Annotated in this window: 19 protein-coding genes; 5 read left to right on the top strand and 14 right to left on the bottom strand. The window is 42.3% G+C overall.

The annotated features are described in order from the left end of the window. Positions 1-335: 335 nt before the first annotated feature. Positions 336-725, top strand: coding sequence for a DUF7147 family protein (locus CVN76_RS28805; protein WP_100534018.1), 390 nt, complete (start codon positions 336-338; stop codon positions 723-725). A 32-nt stretch (positions 726-757) separates the two neighbouring features. Here the strand turns inward: CVN76_RS28805 and CVN76_RS28800 are convergent, their stop codons facing one another. Continuing rightward, positions 758-1,033: a YlbG family protein gene (locus CVN76_RS28800; RefSeq protein ID WP_034313951.1), complete on the bottom strand. Its 276-nt coding sequence runs from the start codon at positions 1,031-1,033 to the stop codon at positions 758-760. 135 nt (positions 1,034-1,168) lie between these two features. Here CVN76_RS28800 and CVN76_RS28795 point away from each other — a divergent pair, with 135 nt between their 5' ends. Beyond that, positions 1,169-1,492 (top strand): hypothetical protein, encoded by a 324-nt coding sequence (locus CVN76_RS28795; protein WP_100534017.1) that lies wholly within the window; start codon positions 1,169-1,171, stop codon positions 1,490-1,492. A gap of 113 nt (positions 1,493-1,605) precedes the next feature. Here the strand turns inward: CVN76_RS28795 and CVN76_RS28790 are convergent, their stop codons facing one another. The 4 genes from CVN76_RS28790 to CVN76_RS28775 are packed head-to-tail and all read right to left on the bottom strand — an operon-like array spanning position 1,606 to position 3,288. Then, positions 1,606-2,055, bottom strand: a complete 450-nt coding sequence (locus CVN76_RS28790) for a YlbF family regulator (protein WP_061144156.1) — start codon at positions 2,053-2,055, stop codon at positions 1,606-1,608. 60 nt (positions 2,056-2,115) lie between these two features. Next, positions 2,116-2,541 carry a hypothetical protein gene (locus CVN76_RS28785; RefSeq protein ID WP_100534016.1) on the bottom strand — a complete coding sequence of 142 codons (426 nt, stop codon included), beginning with the start codon at positions 2,539-2,541 and terminating at the stop codon, positions 2,116-2,118. Between the two features lie 60 nt (positions 2,542-2,601). Continuing rightward, complete coding sequence (locus CVN76_RS28780) at positions 2,602-2,844, bottom strand: YlbE-like family protein (RefSeq protein WP_061144075.1); 243 nt, start codon at positions 2,842-2,844, stop codon at positions 2,602-2,604. Between the two features lie 12 nt (positions 2,845-2,856). Continuing rightward, positions 2,857-3,288: a YlbD family protein gene (locus CVN76_RS28775; RefSeq protein WP_100534015.1), complete on the bottom strand. Its 432-nt coding sequence runs from the start codon at positions 3,286-3,288 to the stop codon at positions 2,857-2,859. 136 nt (positions 3,289-3,424) lie between these two features. On the opposite strand from CVN76_RS28775, the gene CVN76_RS28770 reads away from it, so the two are divergent. Then, complete coding sequence (locus CVN76_RS28770; protein WP_100534014.1) at positions 3,425-3,934, top strand: PaaI family thioesterase; 510 nt, start codon at positions 3,425-3,427, stop codon at positions 3,932-3,934. A 28-nt stretch (positions 3,935-3,962) separates the two neighbouring features. Here the strand turns inward: CVN76_RS28770 and CVN76_RS28765 are convergent, their stop codons facing one another. After that, positions 3,963-4,997 (bottom strand): CAP domain-containing protein, encoded by a 1,035-nt coding sequence (locus CVN76_RS28765; RefSeq protein WP_232732499.1) that lies wholly within the window; start codon positions 4,995-4,997, stop codon positions 3,963-3,965. A gap of 351 nt (positions 4,998-5,348) precedes the next feature. Here CVN76_RS28765 and CVN76_RS28760 point away from each other — a divergent pair, with 351 nt between their 5' ends. After that, on the top strand, positions 5,349-5,711 hold the full coding sequence (locus tag CVN76_RS28760) for a YugN family protein (RefSeq protein ID WP_061144078.1): 363 nt from the start codon (positions 5,349-5,351) through the stop codon (positions 5,709-5,711). 94 nt (positions 5,712-5,805) lie between these two features. Here CVN76_RS28760 and CVN76_RS28755 read toward each other — a convergent pair whose 3' ends face one another. The 7 genes from CVN76_RS28755 to cyoE all read right to left on the bottom strand — a co-directional run bounded on the left by CVN76_RS28755 (position 5,806) and on the right by cyoE (position 12,700). Further along, positions 5,806-6,267 (bottom strand): DUF420 domain-containing protein, encoded by a 462-nt coding sequence (locus CVN76_RS28755; protein WP_053345207.1) that lies wholly within the window; start codon positions 6,265-6,267, stop codon positions 5,806-5,808. 233 nt (positions 6,268-6,500) lie between these two features. Continuing rightward, complete coding sequence (gene ctaG, locus CVN76_RS28750) at positions 6,501-7,403, bottom strand: cytochrome c oxidase assembly factor CtaG (protein WP_100534229.1); 903 nt, start codon at positions 7,401-7,403, stop codon at positions 6,501-6,503. A 151-nt stretch (positions 7,404-7,554) separates the two neighbouring features. Next, positions 7,555-7,890: a cytochrome c oxidase subunit IVB gene (gene ctaF / locus CVN76_RS28745; protein WP_061144080.1), complete on the bottom strand. Its 336-nt coding sequence runs from the start codon at positions 7,888-7,890 to the stop codon at positions 7,555-7,557. A gap of 3 nt (positions 7,891-7,893) precedes the next feature. Continuing rightward, positions 7,894-8,523 (bottom strand): cytochrome (ubi)quinol oxidase subunit III, encoded by a 630-nt coding sequence (locus CVN76_RS28740; RefSeq protein ID WP_061144081.1) that lies wholly within the window; start codon positions 8,521-8,523, stop codon positions 7,894-7,896. Further along, on the bottom strand, positions 8,523-10,394 hold the full coding sequence (gene ctaD, locus CVN76_RS28735; protein ID WP_061144082.1) for a cytochrome c oxidase subunit I: 1,872 nt from the start codon (positions 10,392-10,394) through the stop codon (positions 8,523-8,525). The genes CVN76_RS28740 and ctaD overlap by 1 nt, the downstream gene beginning before the upstream one ends. 24 nt (positions 10,395-10,418) lie before the next feature. Then, on the bottom strand, positions 10,419-11,501 hold the full coding sequence (gene coxB / locus CVN76_RS28730) for a cytochrome c oxidase subunit II (RefSeq protein WP_100534013.1): 1,083 nt from the start codon (positions 11,499-11,501) through the stop codon (positions 10,419-10,421). Positions 11,502-11,761: 260 nt separating this feature from the next. Beyond that, positions 11,762-12,700 (bottom strand): heme o synthase, encoded by a 939-nt coding sequence (cyoE, locus tag CVN76_RS28725; protein ID WP_100534012.1) that lies wholly within the window; start codon positions 12,698-12,700, stop codon positions 11,762-11,764. 618 nt (positions 12,701-13,318) lie between these two features. On the opposite strand from cyoE, the gene CVN76_RS28720 reads away from it, so the two are divergent. Beyond that, complete coding sequence (locus CVN76_RS28720) at positions 13,319-14,305, top strand: COX15/CtaA family protein (RefSeq protein ID WP_100534011.1); 987 nt, start codon at positions 13,319-13,321, stop codon at positions 14,303-14,305. Between the two features lie 234 nt (positions 14,306-14,539). Here the strand turns inward: CVN76_RS28720 and pyc are convergent, their stop codons facing one another. Then, positions 14,540-17,977, bottom strand: a complete 3,438-nt coding sequence (pyc, locus tag CVN76_RS28715; RefSeq protein WP_100534010.1) for a pyruvate carboxylase — start codon at positions 17,975-17,977, stop codon at positions 14,540-14,542. Positions 17,978-18,140 lie beyond the last annotated feature (163 nt).

Genomic DNA, 18,140 nt, shown 5'->3' with positions numbered 1-18,140 from the left:
TTCCTCTGGATACAAATTGACAAATCTTATTCATTTTGAATAAGATAACAAATTTTGGCCATAATAAGAATAACAACATTCCTTTTTAGGTGTTGTTGCCAACCGCGGAGAAGGCTTACGTTTCCCCATAAGTTCTTCCTCCGGTTTCTCCTCTCCCTTTGCCTTCTGGTCCATAGTTAGACATAGAAGGACCCTGCAAATTTTTTGCAGGGCTTTTTTTATTTGCCTGATCAATCCCATGATCCTTTTTCATGATTCAACCATGAAGTTGTCCTTCTCTTTTAGGGGGGAAAATGATAAAGTAATGAATAATAAGCAAGTTAGGAGAGGTTTAATTGATTCAACGTTTTATTGAACTTGGACAAGGACATTCTGATATATATGAATTGCTTGAGGTAGGGCGCAACCAAAAACATCGTGTCATCAGGCTATTGGCGCTGCATACAACCATAAACGATAAACAGGTAACCTCCATGGTCATCGTTATGCAGCCTACGGATCCCGGTAATTTCCAACCGCTTTATATTTGCCGTGAAGGTATACCAAATCCTCATATCACCAAAAATAAACGCTATGAGCTTTTTGAGAACTTGGCTGAGGAGCTGGATAAACCGATCATCGAAATCGATGTGAAATCCTCGGTGCTTTTTGCAGAAACCGAGCTCTACTACCAGCACTTAATCGGCATTTTGCGAATGAATAGGTACCTTCCTCCATTGGGCTAAAAAAAAACTGACTCTATTTGAGTCAGTTTTTTTCAAATCCCCATCTTATAATCGTATTCCTTCGCCTTATCCGGTTTGGAGTTTTCGTATTCCACCTTCAAAAATGGCTTATAAGAAAGGTCCACTTTTTTTACGAACGAATAATTGTTCAGCTTTTCCACTAACGGCTCCACCTCATCCATATTCGTATATAGGACCACATATTTCAGTTTTTTCGAAACATAATGGATATTTCCAAATTTCCTAAGCATTTTCGCTTGTTTTAATGTATGTAAATAGACGATGATTCCTTGTCTCGCTCCAAGCATATCTCAATAACTCCCTTTTATAAAGGTTTTAACTAAGTGTAGCATAGCAGAATCTTTACTTTCAACCAAGAAAAAGATTATAAACGAAATTCTCTCACTATTATGAATATAATTACTGGAAGGGAGCTCATAAAAATGGATTTAGATCCAATTTGGCATCAATTTATCGTTCGCCTTCTGGCTAATGATGAAATTACCGAAGCTTCGGTAAAGAAGTTCACCGGCATCCCCTTTATATATATCCATTACCAATCACCGGAAAAGGATGAAGGGTTGCTTTTTTTCCTCATAAAAAAGGCTGCGAGCCATTCGATGCGCGGCAAGCAGCTCCACTGTGAAACCATTTTCGTCAGGCAGGAAGAGCAGGTATATGTATTCCGCCATCGTTTTTTTGTCCCGCAGAAAAAGATGTTTTGCTGCGGTAATCTTTGTCCGGATTGTATCCTTTTTCGCAGTTGACCGCTTCCCTAGGGTTCTGGACACGGAAAAGCCACCGGATTTCGAGAATACTAACGAATTCCGATGGCTTTAATGCACCGCGTCAAAGCCGGCCAACATTTAGGTTCGACTAGTTAGGCAGAGCACCCGCAGCTTCCTCCAGTGCCACAGCTTCCGGTTGAACACCCACCCGAAGAGACAAAAAACGGATTGCCGGCAGGCGTTTTGACTTGCTCCGAAACCGCGCGGCCGATCCTTCCGCTGATTTCATCAAGAACGGATTGCAGTTCGGTCTCCGCCCTTTTGAAATCGGCAACGGTAGAGTGCATATCCATATCCCGTTTGGCCTCTCTCGTTTCTAGATTGATGCGTTTATAATCCGGATGATATTTACCGAACCTTTGGACATCCTCGAATAGATCCTTCAAAGAAGTGAACTTCGAGATTTTTTGCTGTGCCTCTTTGTCGCTCTGTAATTTATATAAACTAAGGAGATATTCTTCTCCTATTTCAGAATGAAGGATCATTTCAGCTAATCCATCAGCCTGTTGCAGAATGTCGATGATTTCCATAGTAGCAAGCATTAACAAGCTCACCTCCACCTTCATTTTACCATTACTCCCTTACAGATGCTAATGGTTTAATTAGAGCGAAGAAGTGATATGTACCTCAAACTCTTTTTGCAGTCCCGTTTTCTTTCCAGAACCATTCAATATCTCAAGCTTCATTTTATGCATGCCACTTGGGACATCCTTTACAATAAATGCTGCCGTATTCATATCGACTTTTTTCTCATTATCAATATATACGGACACCGTTGCCGCATTTTCACCATTCTCGTTTGAAAAACCATAGTTTTTCAAGTAGCACTCTACATAAACGGCGTTGCCCTTTACAAACGTTTTCACCCGAAAATCCTCATCTGAATTTCGAATGCTTAATACAGTGGTGGCAGCTTTTAGGGTTGATACATCCTGTATAGCCATTTTTGCATTTTCAGGTTCGGGTATTTTCTTGCCACAACCCGCCACTGCCATCAACACTGCTAGACCGACAATCGATTTTCTCATACCATCGTCCCCCTTTTGCCTTTATTGTTAGCAAAACGGAGTAAATTACTCTTTTTTTCTTCATTCACCGGGAGCGTTCATGGCTTGAAACATATGAAGCATCATCGAGGCAACCTGAACGCTTTCCGAAAATTTAGAAACACGATGGGGAATCGACTTCTCGAAATAATATTTAGCCTCAGTTTCGAAAACATCCACTTCATGAGGATTACGCATTAATCTTTTGTACCAAGCAGGTTGAACTCTCAAGTAATTTCGCATATCTTCATTCGTTTGAATGAATTCATATATATTCTGACGCATCAAAATCCCTCCTTAATCTTTTGTGAATAAAAAAGGGTTGGATCTCTGCTCTTTTTCTTTTGCAGGAGGGCTCGATTCACCCCCTGATTTATTCCCCTGAAAAGCAGATAGCACTCCTTGGATGGCTCCGATGGCCTGGTTGGCATTCACAATATATTGTTGAATCTGCCCCATATCCATATTTTTGACTGCACTCATTATCGTACCGATCAACTCCGTACTTTCTTCCTTTTCCACCGGTTGTGATGGAGATCCTGCATTCACAACGGGTTGATTCATGCCGCCTTCAGCCTGCCAGCGCGGATGATCCTCACCGAGTAAATACCATTCCTCAAAAAGTTCCTGCCATGTTGCTTGCTTGTTTCTCACTTCATTCACTAAATAAGGGTGCTTCTTGACAAACTCCCTAAATCCATCCACGGAGGGGCGCTTTTTTTTTGCCATTACTCTCACCTCACACTTAGACATCGCCTATTTCACCATATGCAACAGGGAAATAAAAAGTGCATCGCTCCCTTTTCCACTGTCATTCATTTTCTTTATAGTATAATATAGGTAAGGGAATGAAAGAGGGAATTCCATGCCGGATTCAGGTGATGTGATCAGAGAATTTCAAAAGCTGGCAGAGTCAGCGGATACAACAGAGTTATCCATTTTATCCGGATTAATCTCCGGACTAAAAGCAAGAAGGGAGCAAAGTAAATATTCCTATATTTCCAGCCTGCTCCAGTTAAATAAGAATATAAGCACCGACGGGACGAGACTTAAGATGACCATGCCCAACACGCCTCTTGTACATAATGAATTGAACATCACCCATGGAGGCATGATAGCCACTCTTATTGATACGGCCATGGGGACGCTGGCAAGCTCGACCGTTCCAAAAGGCCATGTAACGGTGACTACGGATATCCAGGTCAGATATGTTAAACCAGCGATCGGTGATTCATTGACATGCACGTGCGAATTAATCCATACCGGAAGCAAAACGATCATCATCGAGGGGAAGGTCCACCGTGATGATGGGGAACTTTGCGCTGTATCCACGGGAAATTTTTTCATCTTGAAAATGCAAGAAGCCAGAAAATGAAAAACGGACCCACTGCGGATCCGTTTTGTTATTTTTTTATGAAATTCTGGGTGTAATATTTGTTATAAACGCCGACCCCTAGACCGGTGAATTCCTCACTCAGCATCGTATCACGATGACCTTTGCTATTAAGCCAGCCTTCCATCACCGCTGCTGCATCTACATAATTAGCGGCAATATTTTCACCTGCTACCTTGTATGTAACATGACCTGCATCAAGCCGTTTTTCCAAATCCCCTTTCGCTTCGGAAACATGGGTTCCTTCAGGCGAGTCGGTCATTTCCCTGCTATGGAGATAAGCAACCTCCGCTGTAGGATCATCCCATTCCAGAGGCTTCAAATCGAACCTGCTGCGCATGATATTGGTGATATCAAAAATTTGCTGTTCATTCCCATCCTCCACCTTCTCCAAGTCCTCTTGGGATAGAGGCTCAGCACTCGGAAGTTTACCATGATAGGTCAACTCATAGGGCTGTTGCTTCAAAAGGGCGGAATCATTTAAAAATCGGATGCTCGATACGGTCCCTGTGAATTTATCCAAATACAGCTGAACATGAATGTTACCAAGTTTGATCAACGGCCTCATATTCATATCTTCCTCAGACAATTCAAAACGATAAGAACTGTCGTCAACCTCAATATCGACCGTAGGTTCTACGTATAAGCTGGAATAGATGCCATCAAGGGTTTGCCCGATCTTGAATGGAGCGACATTAACCTTCTCACCGATTCCGTATGCAGATACCACTTTTCCAGATTCAATGGCTAGTTGAATGTAGTGGCTATAGTCCTTTTTATAAACCCACCATTCATATCCGTAGGCCGACAGATCAATCCGATCTGGCTCACCGAACTCCTTTTTGATCTCTTTTGCATTTTTCCCGATTGTCACGGCCAACCCTTCGGTTGCTTTAGGCGCCCTTCCCTTTTCGGGGGAATTGGACTTTTCATTTATATGTTCATTGGGATTAACACCTTTATTACCATCAATAAGAGGGTTCCCTTCATCTTCATTGCCGATATTAAGATAAATACCAATAACGAAAAAAATAATGATCAACACTAAAACCTTACCTAATCTGCGCAGAGGAACACACCCTCTCTCTATCTATTTTATGTATCCAATGCAAAAGCCCTGCTTACCTTACCTGATTATATCATTGTTCAATGATAATTTTCTAATTTACGATAAACTGCCGCTTCAATAAATTTTTTCACTAGCGATACTTTTGCGAATGATTAAAATACGGTGTTTTTAGTTCATTGCAACTTCCAGCAATTCGTACTATTATAAAATATAGGATAAAATGGTATATTATAAACATACTTGGAGATTTTTAATATATTCTTGTACATAATATTTTCCCGGTATGTCATTTTCATTCTCAAATACTGAACATAGGGGGTACTACTCGTGAAATTTGAAAGCTTTGAAATTGAAAATATCTCAGCCGACCTAAACCGATTAGATGACCTAATGCCGCAATATGGGTTAATTCGTGCAGAACAATGGGATTATGAAAGAGTCAGTTACGATCGTAAATTCGAATTGAAAGAAGGCACCTTTTACTTGCGGATACTTGGCTATGCCACAGAAGGCGATGTCGGGGCCCACAGGGCGGTCATCAAACTGATGGTTCCGCTATTGGGAAAACACTATTATCCACACGGAGTAGAATATGGCGAAGGTGAGGATTTCCCTGCATCTCTAGTTAAACAATGTGAAAAAATCCTCGCACAGGTGAAAGAGGAACTTACACAATTCAATGGCCTGTAATAGCCTTCAACAAATGCAAATCAGAGGGTTCCAGCATGATGTAAGTATTTAATACGAAAGCCTGATGCTTTTTGCACCAGGCTTTTTGATGATTTTAAAATCCTAGGATCGCCTTTATTAAAGAGGTCGTCTCTCCGCCATGATAAATGACATAAAGCAGGATGTAAACGGCCACTCCCGTAATCCCGGTGAAAAACCAGATGATACTTGTCGTAGGCCCAATTTTTTTATGAATGGCAAAATTCCCTTTAAATCCAGTGGTAAGCATGATGATTCCCAAGACAGCTCCGGTTGTGGCAAGCGTGATGTGAAAGATCAAAAAGATCGTATAGTAAATTTTAATGTCATCTGGTCCGCCAAATGACGTACTGCCGATGAACACCGTTCTAGAGAGATAGATGGTGAAAAAGATCACCGCAAAGACGGCAGCTACCATCATCGTTTTTTTATGGGTCTCGATTTTACGTTGTTTAATTTGATACCAGCCTATTGCTACAGTGATGGCACTTAATACAATGAAGGCTGTACTTATCGTTGGAAGGATTGGTAAAGACATAAGAATTGTATTCCTCTCTATATTTATTAATCACCTTTCATTTTATAAGAGGCAATCATAAAATTCAATAAAATCAAGCATTATTAACAGAATGCTCACTTTTACAGAAAAACCAAGACAAATCACTGGCTATTTAGGCTGAATCTTCATTCATCCCTTTATATTCGTATGGGGATGGGGCGGCAAACAGATAAAAAACTTGTCTGTCTTTAGACAAGTTCTTTATGAAGCAGCTATTTGACCGTCTGAAAATCCACCGGGATCGGATCGATATCGTTTTGCCCGCCATTCTCTTTTTTGAACCAAGCAAAGAAAATGACACCTAAAACATAGCCCAACACGATTTCCTGAATCACCTTCATCAGAACTCCGCCAAGCTGCTGATCCTCAAGCAAGGGCAATCCATTGAACATTTCCGGGCCACTGAGCGTTAAGCTGGACAATGCTGATGCAGGTACGCAAAGCTCCATCGCGCTCGCCCATGATTCCGCGTTCGTAAACGTATCATACAAAGGTGCGTTAGCAAAAATGATCAATGCACAAGCCGGGGTCATTAAAATTCCACTCCCGAAAATATAAGCCACCTTTTTCACACCTGAGAGGCTCTCGTGTTCTGCTAATTGATTGACAAGCGGGAACCACATCAGAATGGCAGTCGCAAATAAAAGCACCGTGTACCCCGCATGTATCCACATTCCCGTTTTAATGAAATCGAACACTAATGGAATATGGTATAACGAGAACAGAACATTGAATAGTAAAAGGGCGAATAAAGGCCTAGTAAAAAAATGAAAAAAACCATGCACTCCCCTTGAATGTATGAAGGATCTCCAAACCCAATCCGGGATCGCAATGATGAATAAAGGGGGAATCACAAGATAAAGCAAAGCCATTTGGAACATATGGGCGCTGAACATGATATGGCTCAACAAATCTAGCGGCGACCCCTTCACAGCATATAGAAGGATCATGGCCACTAAAAAATAGGTGATTTGCCTGCCGGTAAGCGATGTACCGCCCGAAAACCTTCCCCTTTTCTTTGTCACCAGCCAAAAATAGCCTACGGTTATAAGTACGAGGGCCGCGAAATAGTAAGGACTCCACAATGCACGAAATCCAAAAATATCAATAGACAAAAAATCACCTCGTTCATCAACTTTTTCCTTGCTTTCATTATACCTAAAATGAAACATAGTAACAAATATAGATAAACCTGGATTTTCATTCTTGATGATGGGCACAAAAAGAAAAACCGGCTATCTTGCAATAGCCGATTCCCTTTAAGGTTTATAACCAAACGATCGTTGTGAAAACGAGGACCGTAATTAAGCCGACCGCCAGGCCAGAGAATAAAAACAAAGAGATCGTCCCATGACCTTTGTGCTTCATATGCATGAAATAATACAATTGGAACACCACTTGGATGACCGCTAGCAGTAAAATGACCGGTTTGATGAACCAATGTGAAAACTCTTCCATTCCCACTGCAATGAAGGCAATGACTGTAAAGAAAATCATTAATACAAATGTAATCACTTGATGTTTCATCTCTTCAGCGTTTTTCTTTCGGCGATATTTTAAATCGACATTCGGGTTCGCTGAATTTGATTGTTCATTCGCCATCAGTTATCCCACCATTCCCATTAAGTATACGACTGTAAAGATAAATACCCAGACCACGTCAATGAAATGCCAATAAAGACTCGCAATATAAAATTTAGGGGCATTGTACAAGTTAAGGCCCCTCCTTGCATTTCGCACCATAAGGGTTATGAACCACATCAGACCAAACGCAACGTGCCCCCCGTGAAATCCGACCAACGTATAGAAAGCCGAGCCGAATGCGCTACTTGTGAATGTATGATGAAACTCATGAACATAGTGATTAAATTCATAAATTTCAAGGCCTAGAAAGCCGAAACCAAGCGCAATCGTTATGACAAGCCAGGCTTGCATTTGTTTGAAATGGTTGTTTTTCATATGGTACATCGCATATACACTTGTTAACGAACTGGTCAATAGCAGCATCGTCGCCACAAAAGTAAGTGGCAATTCAAACAAATCTTTTGCCAAGGCTGCTTCACCATTCGGTACCTTATCCTTTAAGGCAAGGTAAGTTGCAAATAGTGAAGCGAATAAAACCGTCTCTCCACCGAGAAACAACCAGAATCCCAAATACTTATTTTTCCCTTCCAGAGTTGCTTTCTCGGGAGAGGCAGGCCAAGTGGCATCCGTGAATCTTTCATCTGTGTGCATTATGCCTTACCTCCCTTGTCAGAATCGTCCATCAGGTCTTCTTTATGAATATGGTATCCATGATCATCTTTAACGGAACGGATCAACATTGAACCGAATGTGATCAAAAGTCCGACAATGATAATCGGCAATGTCCAAGACTTGTCATCCATATGATATAAAGCACCGAAGGCGGCTACAAATAAACCGAAAGCAATCGTCACCGGCAGAAAGGACGAATTCGGCATATGGATATCCCCTAGAGGTTCTGCAGGTGTCATTTCCTTTTTGCCTTCCATCTTTTCAACCCAGTAAGCATCTAAACCGCGAACAAGCGGCAGTTGCTTGAAATTGTAAAACGGCGGCGGTGAAGGAATGGCCCACTCGAGCGTCCGCCCATCTCCCCAAGGATCATTGCCAACTTTTTCATTTTTCACGGCTGTGATGATGATATTGATTACCATGACCAAAACACCAAATGCCATCAAGAAGGCTCCGACGGTACTGATCATATTGCCTGTATTGAGGCCTTGATTGTCCAAGAACGTGAATACGCGACGAGGCATACCCATAAGACCTAGGAAATGTTGAATGAAGAATGTTAAGTGGAAACCGATCAAGAATGTCCAAAATGTGATTTGTCCCAATTTTTCACTTAACATCGTTCCAAACATTTTCGGCCAATAAAAATTGATTCCTGCCAGTAAACCCAATACTACCCCACCGACAATGACATAGTGGAAATGGGCAACAACGAAATAGCTATCATGGTATTGATAATCGGCTGGAGCTGATGCGAGCATGATACCTGTCACGCCACCCATTGTGAATGTAGGAATAAAGGCAACCGCATATAGCATCGGTACCGTGAACCTGACACTTCCGCCCCACATCGTAAAGATCCAGTTGAAAATCTTGATACCGGTTGGTACCGCGATGGCCATGGTAGCCACAGCAAAGATCGCGTTTGCGATAGGTCCCAAACCAGTGGTGAACATATGGTGGGCCCATACCATGAAACCAAGGAACCCGATTAAAACGGTTGCAAATACCATCGAAGAATAACCAAACAATCTTTTTCTGGAGAACGTGGCAAATATTTCCGAAAAAATCCCGAATGCAGGGAGGATCAGGATATATACCTCAGGATGACCGAATATCCAAAATAAATGCTCCCAAATGATGGTATTTCCTCCTGCTGCGACATCGAAGAAATTCGAGCCGAACATCCGATCGAACATCATTAGCACCAATCCAACTGTAAGCGGTGGAAAAGCGAATAATATCAATGCAGAAACGACGAAAGTTGACCACGTAAACAGCGGCATACGCATATAGGTCATACCTGGTGTACGCATGTTAATGATGGTAACAAGGAAATTGATACCCGCTATTAGTGATCCAAAGCCCGATAACTGTAACCCGAGGACATAAAAATCAATGCCATGCCCCGCAGAGTGCATGGATAGCGATGCATATGACGTCCAGCCTGCATCAGGCGCCCCTCCTAAAAACCAAGAAAGGTTCAAAAAGACTCCTCCGAAGAAGAATAACCAAAAGCCTAACGAGTTCAAAAATGGGAACGCGACATCACGGGCCCCTATCTGTAACGGTACGACCGCATTCATAAGGGCGAATACCAATGGCATCGCCGCCAGAAATATCATGGTAGTACCGTGCATCGTCAAAATTTCATTATAAAAACCGGCACTTACGAAATCATTATTTGGGATTGCAAGCTGGATACGGATAAACATCGCTTCCAAACCGCCGATTACAAAGAATAGCCCGCCAGAGATAAGATATAAAATGGCGATTTTCTTATGGTCCACCGTCGTCAAATAATCCCAAATCGTAGCGCCAAATCCTTTTTTATTAGCGTACGTACTCACGATTTAACCTCCTTGATCAAACTTCTATTTTTCTTCCACCTTAAGCTGTAATAGATAAGCTGCCAGCGCATCAATATCTGAATCTGAAAGTTCACCGTAAGTACCGGTCATCGTGTTGCCCGGTTTATACTTCTCAGGGTCTTTGATCCAATTCTTCACATTTGCTTCCGTGTGATCCAAAACGCCCGCTATTTTTTGACGTTCACCGAACGTAGCCAGATTAGGTGCCTGACGAGCAGCTTCAGGTCTGCTATCATTTGGAGTCACTGCATGGCAACCAATGCAGCTTTTGTTGAACACAGCTTCTCCCTGCTTGGCTGCATCCCCTTCCACGACAGGTTCTTTTACGGATTTCATATCTTTTGCCCATGCATCAAAGTCGCTTTTTGACTTCGGGACAACCTTGAAATCCATCAATGCGTGGGAAGGACCGCAAAGCTCAGCGCATTTCCCGTAAAATAAATTATTCGAATCTTCTGCTTTTTTACTATCGAATTCTAAGTAAAACTTATTGACTCCATCCGTATTCGTATCCATTTTCCCGCCGGCGGCCGGTATCCAGAATGAATGCTTGACATCTGAAGCAGTCAGATTGAAATAGACTTTTTGATCGGTTGGGACAACCAAATCTTGGCTTGTTACAACGCCTAGGTCTGGATATTCAAACTCCCACCAATAAAGGTTAGCCCTAACATTCACAACGAGCGCATCCTTCGTTTTTCCATCCTTATCTTTCTTATCCATCGCCTTTGTATCAGCCAGGTCGAAGGTCGTGACGACGGTTGGTACAGCCAGAACAATTAAAAGAAGGATAGGAATGACAGTCCAGATGATTTCGAGTTTATGACTTCCTTCAATTTGTTTCGGTATTGTTTCGTCGCCTTTCTTCCGACGGAAGCGCAGTAAAACTACAACGAACAAAACAATCACTACAATAATAACCAATACCATGATTAGTGTACTCAATATCAGTAAGTCAAACTGAGATTGTGCAACATCGCCAGCTGGCCTCAGTGCGGATAGATATGGTTCGCCGCAGCCCGAAAGGACAAGCCCTACAATACCCAGCAGAGCAAACAGGCGCCATTTGTGCAGCCTTTTTTTCATAGCTTCAGAAACCCCCTCTTTCGTCAAAATTTTCTAACAAAATAAAAAATGGGCGCAATTGCGAATATTCTCTCTATGTCAATTTCTAAAAAAGAAAGAATCCCTAATCTAAGGATTTTTTTTACGATGATTCATGTAACCGCTCTTATGAAGACCCTGCTGAAAAACTTTTCCGTTAATATGTATGTATGGCGGTTAATGCAATATGTATTGGTGAGCTGCCGTCTGTATAGGAACAGGCCGCAGCTCATTTAACCAAACTAGATAAGTGTGACAATAACCATCGCTACAAATAAAATGGTCATATAATTTAGAGAATATACAAACATGGATGTTGCCCATTTAACATCATCTTTCTTTCTATACCCGTTAATTCCCAGAATAAGCCAGCCTGTACTTAATAAAGCTGCCAAGATGACTAGAGGAATTCCTAATGGAATCAGGAAGAAAGGAATGAACATTAAACAGATGATCCATAACATAATTGATCGTTTTGTAGCCTTGAACCCCTTTACGACCGGAAGCATTGGAACACCCGCTGCACGATACTCTTCGACACGCCTCATCGCAAGTGCATAGAAATGGGGCGGCTGCCATAGGAACATGATCGCAAACAAAACCCAAGCGATCGTATCAAGGCCCGGATCGACGGCAGCCCAGCCAATAAGCGGAGGAACCGCTCCCGATATGCTGCCTATGATCGTATTCGATACGAATCTCCGTTTAAATACCATGGTATATAAAACAACATAGGCGAAAACACCAAATGCACCAATCAAGGCCGTGGTCATATTAGTCAAGGCTAGTAAAATCAACCCTGCAGCTATTAAGCCGAAGCTTAACGCCAAAACCTTCGAAGGCTGAACTTTTCCGGTTACCGTTGGCCGGTTTTTCGTTCTTTCCATTAAATGATCTATATCCCGGTCATAATAATTATTGAAACTGCACGATCCCGCCATGATGAGCGCGGATCCGGCAAGTGTATAAAATACTACATCAAGATTACTTAAAAAGCTTAGCCCTGAAAAATGAAGGGCTAACCATACACCGGTAAAAGCTGTTATTATATTTGAATTGACAATCCCCACTTTTATAAGAGCGAGAAAGTCCTTCCAAGCTGTTGTTTCCGGTATATCCGATTGAAGGGCGGCTTTACTGTCCTTCATGACAGCTTCTGACAAACCCCTTGTTTCTGACATTTGTTTTCCTCCTTTAAATCATTAAACACAGACGCAAATGCAAAAAAAATACTTACATATGCTATAGGAACATTATTTCATACTTTTCGATATTTGTAACCAAGGAAGCGTAAAACAAAAAGTAAATTATTTACCAATGACTGTAGTCAATGGAATGCATCGAGAGCTATTATTCTTCATATCATGCTTATCAACAGTAAAATTTAGTAAAATCATTTCTCCAATATATTAAAACACATTTTTGGAAGCTTTTGTGAAAAAAATTTGGATATTTTTTGACCAATTTGTGTCTCCATACCTTTCACTGCATTCGTAAGCAGCTGCCAAATTTCCCATCGGAACTTGAATCGTACGTCATTATCATCATCCCCTAGGCTCTATCTCTATTTTGCACCTACTTGAAGGTTTACACTCCCTTTATTTCTATCAAAGTCTTATGTAACTTTCAACTATTTCGGGCATTTTAATTCACGTCCCATAATATTAACCGAACTTGTAAAATCATCCTATTTTGTGTAAGATCGAGGAAGTTCGACAAATATTTGTGAAATATTTTATGCTATTATTGATACTATGGAACAAAATAACTTGGCTACAGAGAAGAAGGTGGGACTACTAGTGAAATCGTCTCTTAAATGGTTTGCTGTTTTAACTACGATTGTAATGCTATTCATCTTACTGGGTGGAGCTCTAGTCACCAAGACGGATTCCGGAATGGGATGCGGCAGGTCCTGGCCATTGTGCAACGGTCAGCTGATTCCTGACAAAATCACGCTTGAATTGGTCATTGAGCTTTCCCATCGCCTCGTTTCAGGTGCAGGAGGTTTCTTGGTTTTATTATTGTCGTATATGTCTTGGCGGGAAATTGGCCATATTCGGGAAGCTCGTTTTTTATCCGTCCTTTCTTTTAGCTTCCTGTTGCTGCAAGGGTTGATAGGAGCCGCTGCCGTCCTTTGGTCGCAATCCGATTTTGTTCTCGCCCTCCATTTTGGCATATCACTGATTTCCTTCGCATCCGTCTTTTTATTGACGCTGTTGATTTTTGAAGTGGACAAGAAGTTCGAAGCCGAAAAACTTATCGTTGATAAACGGATGAAATTCCATATCACCGGAGTATTGGTTTTCAGTCTATTTGTCGTGTATACGGGGGCCCTTGTAAGGCATACGGAATCCAGCCTGATTTGTAAGGATTGGCCTTTATGCATTAATGACAGCCCCGCGCTTCCCTCCAATCTATATGAATGGGTTCAAATGGGGCACCGCGCAATTGCCGGCACCATATTCCTGTGGGTATCTTATGTGACTTATATTGCACATAAATATTACAAAAACCAAAAAGTGATATACGGCGGATGGATTGCTGCATTCATTCTTGTTTTTCTGCAAGTTACCGCCGGTGCATTCATCATTTTCTCAAGGCAGAACCTATACATTGCATTATCGCACGCCTTGTTCATCGCCTGCTTTTTTGGTGTCATGAGCTATTTGATGCTGCTGACATCCAGAAGCAAGAAAAATGCTTTAGCCAAGCTGAAAGGGAGCTCCCCAAACACAGTCAACGTGCATAATGAACATGATATAACGCCGACGTTACCTGCTCGTTAATATCTGATTGTTCAATCAATAATATAGTGTGCAAAGCAAAAAAAGGAGATGCTCTCCATTATTCACCATAATTTCTACAGACTGAAAAACCACCAATCATTTTGATTGGTGGTTTTCTGTTTCATCCATGCATATGATGGCCCTAAATTGCCTGTAGAGGGGCTTAGGGAAGCTTGAAGGCTTAAGCCTACCCCATTATGCCCCCATTCATTTGCAGAGCCACAGCCAGCGGTACTACTTGGTTATTTCAATCAATAAATCCCCAGTGCTGATCGCTTCTCCATCCTTCACATAGATATTTTTAATGGTTCCAGAGAATGGTGCTTGGACGGTGGTTTCCATTTTCATCGCTTCGGTAATGATCAGGTGATCCCCCTGCTTGACTTGATCGCCTTTTTCTACGACGGCACGAATTACCGTACCAGGCATCGTCGCACCGATTTGTTCTTTATTTTTTGGATCAGCCTTCATTTTTGAGATAACGGATGATTTTATGTTTTCATCCTTGATGATCACTTCACGCGATTGACCGTTCAACTCAAAGTACACAACCCGTGTTCCATCAGCCAATGGTTGGCCAATTGATACCAATTTAACGATAAGGGTTTTTCCCTTTTCAATTTCGACCTCGATTTCTTCTCCCAATCGCATTCCATACAAGAAAGTCGCGGTATCAAGATTGGAAACATCGCCAAACAGCTCGATGGTTTTATTATAATCCAAGAAGACTTTTGGATATAAGGCATATGCGAGCACGTCGAAATCCGTGACAGCCCGGCCCAATTCCTTGAATAATTCTTCTTTAAGGGCACCGAAGTCCACTTCTTCCAATAATTCTCCAGGTCTTACCGTTATCGGTTTCTTCCCTTTTAGGATAACTTCCTGAAGCTCTTTCGGAAAACCGCCAACCGGCTGCCCCAAGTAACCTTCGAATAACTCGATAACCGAATCAGGGAAATCAATGGATTTGCCTTTCGTCAGGACATCTTCTTCGGATAGGTTATTTTGTACCATGAATAAAGCCATGTCCCCCACCACTTTGGAAGAAGGAGTAACTTTAACGATATCACCGAACATTGCATTCACTCGCTGATACATCTCTTTCACTTCATGCCAGCGTTCTCCTAATCCCACAGCTTTAGCCTGTTGCTGCAGATTACTGTATTGACCTCCTGGCATCTCGTGTTTGTACACTTCCGTATGAGGGGCATTCATGCCGCTCTCGAAGTCATTATAGAATTTCCGGACTTCTCCCCAGTATTCCCCTAAACGCTCTAGTGCATCTACTTCCAATTTAGGCTGCCTGCTTGATCCTTCCAGTGCGTAATGAAGGGTTTGCACGCTTGGCTGTGATGTCAGCCCGGCTAAAGAGCCAATCGCCGTATCAACGATATCCACGCCCGCTTCAATCGCTTTGGCATACATGTATATCCCATTCCCGCTTGTATCATGTGTGTGAAGGTGAATCGGCAGCGATGTCGTTGCTTTCAATTCCGAAACAAGACGGTACGCGGCATCCGGCTTCAGGAGACCGGCCATGTCCTTGATCGCAAGAATATGGGCACCGGCATGCTCCAATTCCATTGCCATGTTTTTATAGTAGTCGATATTGTATTTACTTCTCGATGGATCATTCAAATCACCTGTATAACAAATGGCCGCTTCCGCAATTTTACCTGATTGACGGACTGCATCGATCGCCACTTCCATACCCTTGACCCAATTTAAGCTATCGAAGATCCGGAAAACATCGATCCCTGCATCTGCTGATTTTTCCACGAATTCACGAATGACATTATCAGGATAGTTTTTATAACCTACTGCATTTGAAGCCCGCAATAGCATTTGCAAAAGGATATTCGGCGTCTTTTTCCTGAAGCTTAACAGCCTGTCCCATGGATCTTCTTTCAGGAATCGATAGGCTACATCAAACGTTGCCCCGCCCCACATTTCCATTGAAAATAATTCGGGAAGGAGTTTTGCTGTCGGTTCGGCGATATCAAGGATATCTTTCGACCTGACTCTCGTCGCCAATAAGGATTGATGGGCATCACGGAACGTGGTATCAGTGATCAATACCTCATTTTGCTCTTTAATCCAGTTAACGAGCCCATCTGCGCCTTTTTGTTCAAGGATGTTTTTTGTGCCGGAAAGAAGCGGCAAACCTGCAACATTAGGAATTGGGGCTGGGTCGAAAACAGGCTTTTTCTTCTTCTCGACGCCCGGGAAACCATTTACGGTTACGTTTCCGATATACGAAAGCATTTTTGTCCCGCGGTCTTTCCTGACCGGGAAGCTGAAAAGCTCCGGAGTTGAATCAATGAAGGAAGTATCGTATTCGCCAGTTATGAATTTTTCATGTTTTACAACATTTTCAAGGAAGGGAATATTCGTTTTAATCCCGCGGATCCTGAACTCCTTAAGGTTACGAACCATTTTAGAGGCTGCCTGCTCGAATGAAAGCGCATGTGTCGAGAGTTTAACAAGAAGGGAATCGTAGTAAGGCGTGATAACCGCACCCTGGAATCCATTCCCCGCATCCAGCCGAACACCAAAGCCCCCACCTGAACGGTATACCATCATCTTGCCGGTATCAGGCATGAAGTTATTCAAAGGATCCTCAGTCGTCACCCGTGATTGGATGGCATACCCATGAGTTTTTATTCCTGCTTGTTCGGGAATTCCGATCTTTTTGCCATGGAGATCATGTCCTTCGGCAATCATGATTTGCGATTGGACGATATCGATACCGGTGATCATTTCCGTGATCGTATGTTCAACCTGAACCCTTGGATTCACTTCAATGAAGTAGAATTCTCCATTGGCGACAAGAAATTCGACCGTACCGGCATTCACATAGTCAATATTTTTCGCCAATTTGACTGCTGCCTCGCAAATCTCTTCCCTTAATTGATCCGTGAGGGAAACGGAAGGTGCCACTTCGACAACTTTTTGATGCCGCCTCTGGACCGAACAGTCACGTTCATATAGATGGACGATATTTCCATGCGTATCAGCGAGGATCTGAACCTCGATGTGTTTTGGATTTTGGATGAATCGTTCTACATACACTTCATCATTGCCAAAGGCTGCCTTGGCTTCTGATTTTGCACGATCATATGCTTCTTCCACTTCTTCGATTTTCCCGACAATCCGCATTCCGCGCCCGCCGCCGCCTAAAGAAGCTTTGATAATAATCGGAAATCCGTATTGTTCACCGAATGCCTTGACTTCTTCCACGCTGGACACTGGGCCCTCGCTGCCAGGAATGACCGGTATATTAGCTAATTCCGCCTGTGTTCTTGCTTTAACTTTGTCACCAAACATATCAAGATGTCTTGATTCCGGCCCGATGAAGATTATGCCCTCTTCTTCACACCGTTTGGCAAATTCAATATTTTCAGACAGGAAACCATAACCAGGATGAATCGCGTCGACACCGCTCATTTTGGCGATTTCAATGATGCCTTCAATATCCAAGTATGCATCAATCGGCTTTTTGCCTTCCCCGACCAGGTAGGCTTCATCCGCTTTATAACGGTGATAAGAACCATAATCTTCCTTTGAATAGATTGCAACTGTATGAATATCCAGTTCCGTACATGCCCTGAAAATCCGAATCGCAATTTCCCCACGATTTGCCGCCAGTACTTTTTCTATACGTTTACCCATTGCTATCACCCTAATCAATATGTATTTTTATAGAATATATAGAAAAAAAGCGTGATGAATACACCACTTTTTATTCACAAAGTTATTCCCTCACTGCGGGGAGAACGATCAGATAACACCTATTCTATCGCCGTTGTAATTATTTCGATATATTTTTAGATTT

It is taken from the genome of Bacillus sp. mrc49 (genome assembly GCF_002803435.1).
This window is presented reverse-complemented; position numbering and strand designations above follow the sequence as displayed.